General features: G+C 62.7%; 4 protein-coding genes and 1 pseudogene. 3 read left to right on the plus strand and 2 right to left on the minus strand.

Annotated features, from left to right (window positions below):
• Nucleotides 1-281, minus strand: a pseudogene (locus GPS82_RS13010) (hypothetical protein); the annotation flags it as partial.
• Nucleotides 282-303: 22 nt separating this feature from the next.
• Between GPS82_RS13010 and amrB the strand changes: the two are divergent.
• Genes amrB through amrS form a run of 3 tightly spaced genes read left to right on the plus strand, consistent with a single transcriptional unit; the run spans nt 304 to nt 2,784 of the window.
• A complete protein-coding gene (gene amrB / locus GPS82_RS13015; protein WP_296495409.1) occupies nt 304-1,131 on the plus strand; it encodes an AmmeMemoRadiSam system protein B in 828 nt (275 codons plus the stop codon).
• Entirely contained in the window at nt 1,121-1,708 is a 588-nt protein-coding gene (amrA, locus tag GPS82_RS13020) for an AmmeMemoRadiSam system protein A (RefSeq protein ID WP_296495410.1), read from the plus strand. The genes amrB and amrA overlap by 11 nt, the downstream gene beginning before the upstream one ends.
• A complete protein-coding gene (amrS, locus tag GPS82_RS13025) occupies nt 1,705-2,784 on the plus strand; it encodes an AmmeMemoRadiSam system radical SAM enzyme (protein ID WP_296495413.1) in 1,080 nt (359 codons plus the stop codon). The genes amrA and amrS overlap by 4 nt, the downstream gene beginning before the upstream one ends.
• Before the next feature lie 11 nt (nt 2,785-2,795).
• Here amrS and putA read toward each other — a convergent pair.
• Nucleotides 2,796-5,757: bifunctional proline dehydrogenase/L-glutamate gamma-semialdehyde dehydrogenase PutA (gene putA, locus GPS82_RS13030; protein ID WP_296495415.1), on the minus strand; the 2,962-nt coding region annotated here is incomplete at its 5' end.

Consider the following 5,757-nt stretch of genomic DNA (forward strand, 5'->3'; position numbering starts at 1 on the left):
GAAACCGGATAGCCATCCCTGATTGCAATCGCGGTGCTGTTTTCGTCAATGATCCGCTCAGACGGAAGAGTACAAAAAGAACATTTGATCGGAACAATTTCGCTCACGGCTTGAATCATATTAATTGAACTGAGCGTGATCACGCTGCTTGACCTTGGTGAATGGCGCACGCTGGGCATTACTGTTGCCTTGGCATTGTTTTTTGCATCATATGCGATGAGACAGGTGACCAAATCTGACTTGATTTGCCAGCAGCCAACCCAATATGTCTCAATATTCAATCCTTAGACAAAGGAAGACCCTATGCACCAAGTCCGCCCACCTGCTGTCGCCGGGGCTTTTTACCCGGGGCGCAGCCAGACCCTGTCACACGATGTGTTGGCCATGCTGGCTGCTGCCAAACCAGACGCTGCCGGCTCGGCCACTTCGACCACTGCGCCGCCCAAAGCCCTGATCGTGCCCCATGCGGGCTACATCTACTCCGGCGCCACCGCCGCGCAGGCTTATGCCCAACTCGCTGGCGTGCGTCAAACCATCCGGCGCGTGGTGTTGCTGGGGCCGGTGCACAGGGTGCCGGTGCACGGTCTGGCGCTGCCGGGTGCTGAATTTTTTGCCACCCCTTTGGGTGAGATCGAAATTGACCAGGGCGCGGTGGCGGCCATTCGCGCGCTGCCTCAAGTGGTGGTGAGTCCGGCCGCGCACGCGCAGGAGCATTCGCTGGAGGTGCAATTGCCCTTTCTGCAGTTGGCTCTGGATGACTTCAAACTGCTGCCGCTCGCCGTGGGGGACGCCACCCCGGCCGAGGTGGCCCAGGTGCTGGACGTACTCTGGGGCGGCAACGAGACGCTGATCGTGATCAGCTCTGACCTGTCGCACTTTTTACCTTATGCCACCGCGCAGTCGATTGACAGCCAGACGGTGCAAAGCATGCTGCAGTTGCAACCCGTTTTGGATCATCAGCAGGCTTGCGGCGCCACACCCGTCAACGGCCTGCTGCTGGCAGCCCGGCGCCATCACCTGCAGCCGCAGTTGCTGGGGCTGTGCAATTCGGGTGACACGGCCGGCGACAAGGGGCGTGTGGTGGGTTACGCGGCGCTGGCGTTTACCCAAGGGGAAGCGCATGGACACTGATCAAGGCCCAACCCCGGAGCAAGGCAAACTGCTGCTGCAGATCGCCCGCGCGGCCATTGCGGCCACTTTGCAAAGCGCCAAGGGGCACCCAAGCCCACCAGCGAAGCGTGCCGATGGGCTGCAGCAGCCAGGCGCCAGTTTTGTCACGCTCACCCGGCAGGGACAGTTGCGCGGCTGTATTGGATCGCTCGAAGCACGCCGCCCGCTGCTTGACGATGTCAAGGCCAACGCCGTGGCTGCTGCCCTGCATGATCCGCGCTTTGCCCCGTTGAGCCTGTCGGAGCTTGACACGACCGCCGTGGAGGTTTCGGTGCTGTCTGCGATGCAGCCGCTGCACTTTGACAGCGAAGCTGATGCGCTGGCACAACTTCGCCCCGGCGTGGATGGCGTGGTTTTTGAGTGCGGGCGTTATCGCAGCACATTTTTGCCCCAGGTGTGGGAGCAATTGCCCAGCGCCAGGCTGTTCATGGCCCACCTGAAGCAAAAAGCCGGACTGTCGCCAGATTTTTGGGCGCCGGGCGTTCGGCTGCAGCGTTACACGGTGCATAAATTCAAGGAAAGCGAGGGCACATCATGAAGGTGGCAGCATCCAACTACCCCGCCCGTTACTGGCACAAAATTGATGACGGTCGCCTGCAGTGCGACCTGTGTCCGCGCGACTGCAAACTGCACGACGAGCAGCGCGGTGCCTGTTTTGTGCGCATGCGCCACGGCGAGCAGATGATCTTGACCACCTACGGGCGCTCATCCGGCTTTTGCATTGACCCGATCGAAAAAAAGCCACTCAACAATTTTTACCCCGGCAGCAGCGTGTTTTCGTTTGGCACGGCGGGCTGCAACCTGGCCTGCAAGTTCTGCCAGAACTGGGACATCAGCAAGTCGCACGACATGGACAGCCTGATGGACCAGGCTTCGCCCGAAGCAATAGCCCAGGCGGCGCGCGAGCACGGCTGTAAGAGCGTGGCCTTTACCTACAACGACCCGGTGATTTTTGCCGAGTACGCCATGGACACGGCCGACGCCTGCCACGCGCTGGGCATCCAGACCGTGGCAGTCACAGCGGGCTACATCCACGCGCAGCCGCGGCGTGAATTTTTCGCCAAGATGGACGCCGCCAATGTGGACCTAAAGGCGTTCACCGAAGACTTTTACTTCAAGCTCACCAGTGCGCACCTGCAGCCAGTGCTCGACACCCTGATGTACCTCAAGAACGAAACCAAGGTCTGGCTGGAGCTCACCACCTTGCTGATTCCGGGGCGCAACGACTCGGATGAAGAGCTTACTGCCATGTGCGGCTGGATAAAAAAAGAGCTGGGCGCCGACGTGCCGCTGCACTTCTCGGCGTTCCACCCCGACTACAAAATGGGTGATGTGCCCCAGACTCCGGTCGCCACGCTGGTGCGCGCCCGCAACATCGCCTTGCAACAGGGGCTGCACTACGTCTATACCGGCAATGTGCACAACACCGCGGGCGACACCACCTTTTGCCCCAACTGCAAGGCACCGCTGATCGTGCGCGACTGGTACCAGATCAACGACTACCGGCTCACCGCGTCGGGCTGTTGCCCGGACTGCTGCACCGCCGTGGCCGGTCGCTTCGATGCGACCTGCGGTTACTTCGGTCGCCAGCGCATCCCGGTCATGCTGGGTTGATGCCCTCGATTTCAGCCCATCGTCATCAACTGCGCGTTGCCGCCTGCCGCTGCCGTGTTGGTGCTGATGCTCTGCTCATGCATCAAGGCGCTCAGGTCGTAGTGGACGCCTGCGGCCAGTTGGGCGGGTGTCAGACTTTCAATGCGAATAATGTCGCCCTCGTGCCGCGCCAGCACGGGCAGCAGGGCTTGCAATGCGTCGCCATCGCCTTCAAACAGCATCGCACTCAGGTGTTTTTCGCCATGCAATTGCTCCACGCTGCACAGTTGCACAAAGCGCATGACCTCACCCGGCAGCGTGCTGAGCAAACGCGCCACAGCGCTGTCACCGGCCGGCGCCTCCAGCCAGCAGCGGTTGCCGCTGGCCAGGATCGCTGCCAGTTGGTGCAACAGCCCGGACGCTGTTTGCGGCATGGCCCAGACGGCACCGCGCGGCAGCAACTGGTAGCGGTTCAATTCTCCCGTGGGGCCGGGAAGCTTGAAGGATTTCCCCAGCACCGTGCAGGCCAGGTAGGCTTCGCAGGCAGCGCTGGCCTGCACCGCTTCAAAGTGGCTCAGTTCACCCAAAGGTGCCACCAAAGCTGTTCCTTGCAAGCTTTCGAGCATGAGGTCCAGCGCCTGCAGGCTGGCGGGCTTGGCAAGATGCCGCTCAGCGCTGGCAGGCACCAGGGCGCGGCAGGCGGGCGATTCCGCCAGTGCGGTCAGCGCCGGGTTGCTTTGTGTCTCGCTGGCTTGCAGCAGGCGGTACAAGTACAGCGGGCCACCGGCCTTGGGGCCGGTGCCCGACAAGCCCATGCCGCCAAACGGCTGAACCCCCACCACCGCACCAATCACGTTGCGATTGACGTAAACATTGCCCGCCTGCACCTTCTGGGTGACCTGGGCAATGGTTTCGTCAATGCGGCTGTGCACGCCAAAGGTCAGGCCGTAGCCGGTGGCGTTGATGGCATCAAGCACCTGGTCGAGGTCGTCACGCTTGTAACGCAGCACATGCAGCACCGGGCCGAACACCTCGCGCTGCAGGCGCTCGACGCGGTCGATCTCGATCAGGGTTGGCATGACAAAATGGCCGAGGCCGGCGCTCTCATCGCGCGCCATGCGCGTCACCAATTGGCCCTCAGCCTGCATGCGCGCAATATGCTGCTCAATCTGCACCCGAGCGTCTTCGTCGATCACCGGCCCGATGTCGGTGTGCATGTGGTCGGGGTTGCCCATCACCCATTCGCGCATGGCCTGGCGGGTCATGTCGAGCACGCGATCAGCCACATCCTCCTGCACACACAGCAGGCGCAGGGCCGAGCAACGCTGGCCTGCCGAGTCAAAGGCCGACGCCAGCACGTCGCCCACCACCTGCTCGGCCAGCGCCGATGAATCGACCACCATGGCGTTCTGGCCACCGGTCTCGGCAATCAGCGGAATGCTGCGACCCTGCAGGCTCAGGCGCTTTGACAGGGTTTGGGCAATCAGGCGCGCCACTTCGGTGGAGCCGGTGAACATCACACCCGCCACCAGCGGGTGCGCCACCAAGGCGGCGCCCACCACCTCACCCGTGCCGGGCACCAGTTGCACAGCGTCCAGAGGCACACCGGCCTCGTGCAGCAGCTTGACCATCAGGTCGGCCACCAGCGGCGTTTGTTCTGCCGGTTTGGCCAGCACGCAGTTGCCGCTGGCAAGGGCTGCGGCAACCTGGCCGGCAAAGATCGCCAGAGGGAAATTCCAGGGGCTGATGCACAGCACCACGCCCAAGGGCCGGTGCGTCTGGTTGTCAAACGAGGCCGCCACCTGGGCCGCGTAATAGCGCAAAAAGTCCACCGCCTCGCGCACTTCAGAAATCGCGTTGGGCAGCGATTTGCCCGCCTCGCGCACGATCAGGCCCAGAATGCTTTGTGTGCGCTGCTCCAGCAGGTCGGCCGCACGATTTAAACAGGCGGCGCGTTCCTCGGGCGGCGTCACTTGCCAGATTTGCGCAGCACGGTCAGCGCGGGTGGCCGCCAAGGCCACCTCGTCTGGCGTGGCTGGGCGCACCCAACCCACCAGGTCACGCGTGTCGGCAGGGTTTTGCACAGCCTGCCAGCCGCCATCCGACGCGGTTGGCGCATGCGTCGGGGCCACGTCCGCCACGGTCGCTGCGGCGGCGTAGGTGATTTGCGTGCTGCGCAGCAAACCGGCAGCCAGCGAAGCCAGCTGCTGTTCATTGGCCAGATTCAAACCCGACGAGTTCAACCGCGACTGATTGCCCAACTCGGCAAACATCTGCCGTGGCAAGGCGATTTTGGGATGCGGCGCGCCAAGCTGGCCGACCTGCACCTCGATGGCCTGCGCTTCGCTCACCGGGTCGGCCACCAGGTCTTCGACCCTGACCTTGGGGTCGCCAATGCGGTTCACAAATGACGAGTTGGAGCCGTTCTCCAGCAACCGGCGCACCAGGTAGGCCAGCAACGTCTCATGGGTGCCCACCGGCGCGTAAATGCGGCACGGGCGCCCCAGCTTGCCCTCAGCCACAGTGCCGGTCACCTGCTCGTAAAGCGGCTCACCCATGCCGTGCAGGCACTGGAACTCGTACTGACCGGCGTAAAAGTTTTGCCCTGCCATCTGGTAGATGGAGGCCACGGTTTGCGCGTTGTGGGTGGCAAATTGCGGGTACACCGCATCCGGCACGGCCAGCAACTTGCGCGCGCAAGCCAGGTAAGCCACGTCGGTATAGACCTTGCGGGTGTACACCGGGTAACCGTCCAGGCCGTCGAGTTGGGCGCGTTTGATTTCGGCGTCCCAGTAGGCGCCCTTGACCAGCCGGATCATCAGGCGGTGGCCGCTGCGCCGCGCCAGGTCGATCACATGGTCGATCACAAAGGGGCAACGCTTCAGGTAAGCCTGCACCACAAATCCGATGCCGTTCCAACCCTTGAACCGGGGATCAAAACACAGGCTCTCCAGCAGATCCAACGAGAGCTCAAGCCGGTCAGACTCTTCGGCG

The organism is Rhodoferax sp., assembly GCF_011391645.1.
Taxonomy (GTDB): domain Bacteria; phylum Pseudomonadota; class Gammaproteobacteria; order Burkholderiales; family Burkholderiaceae_C; genus Rhodoferax.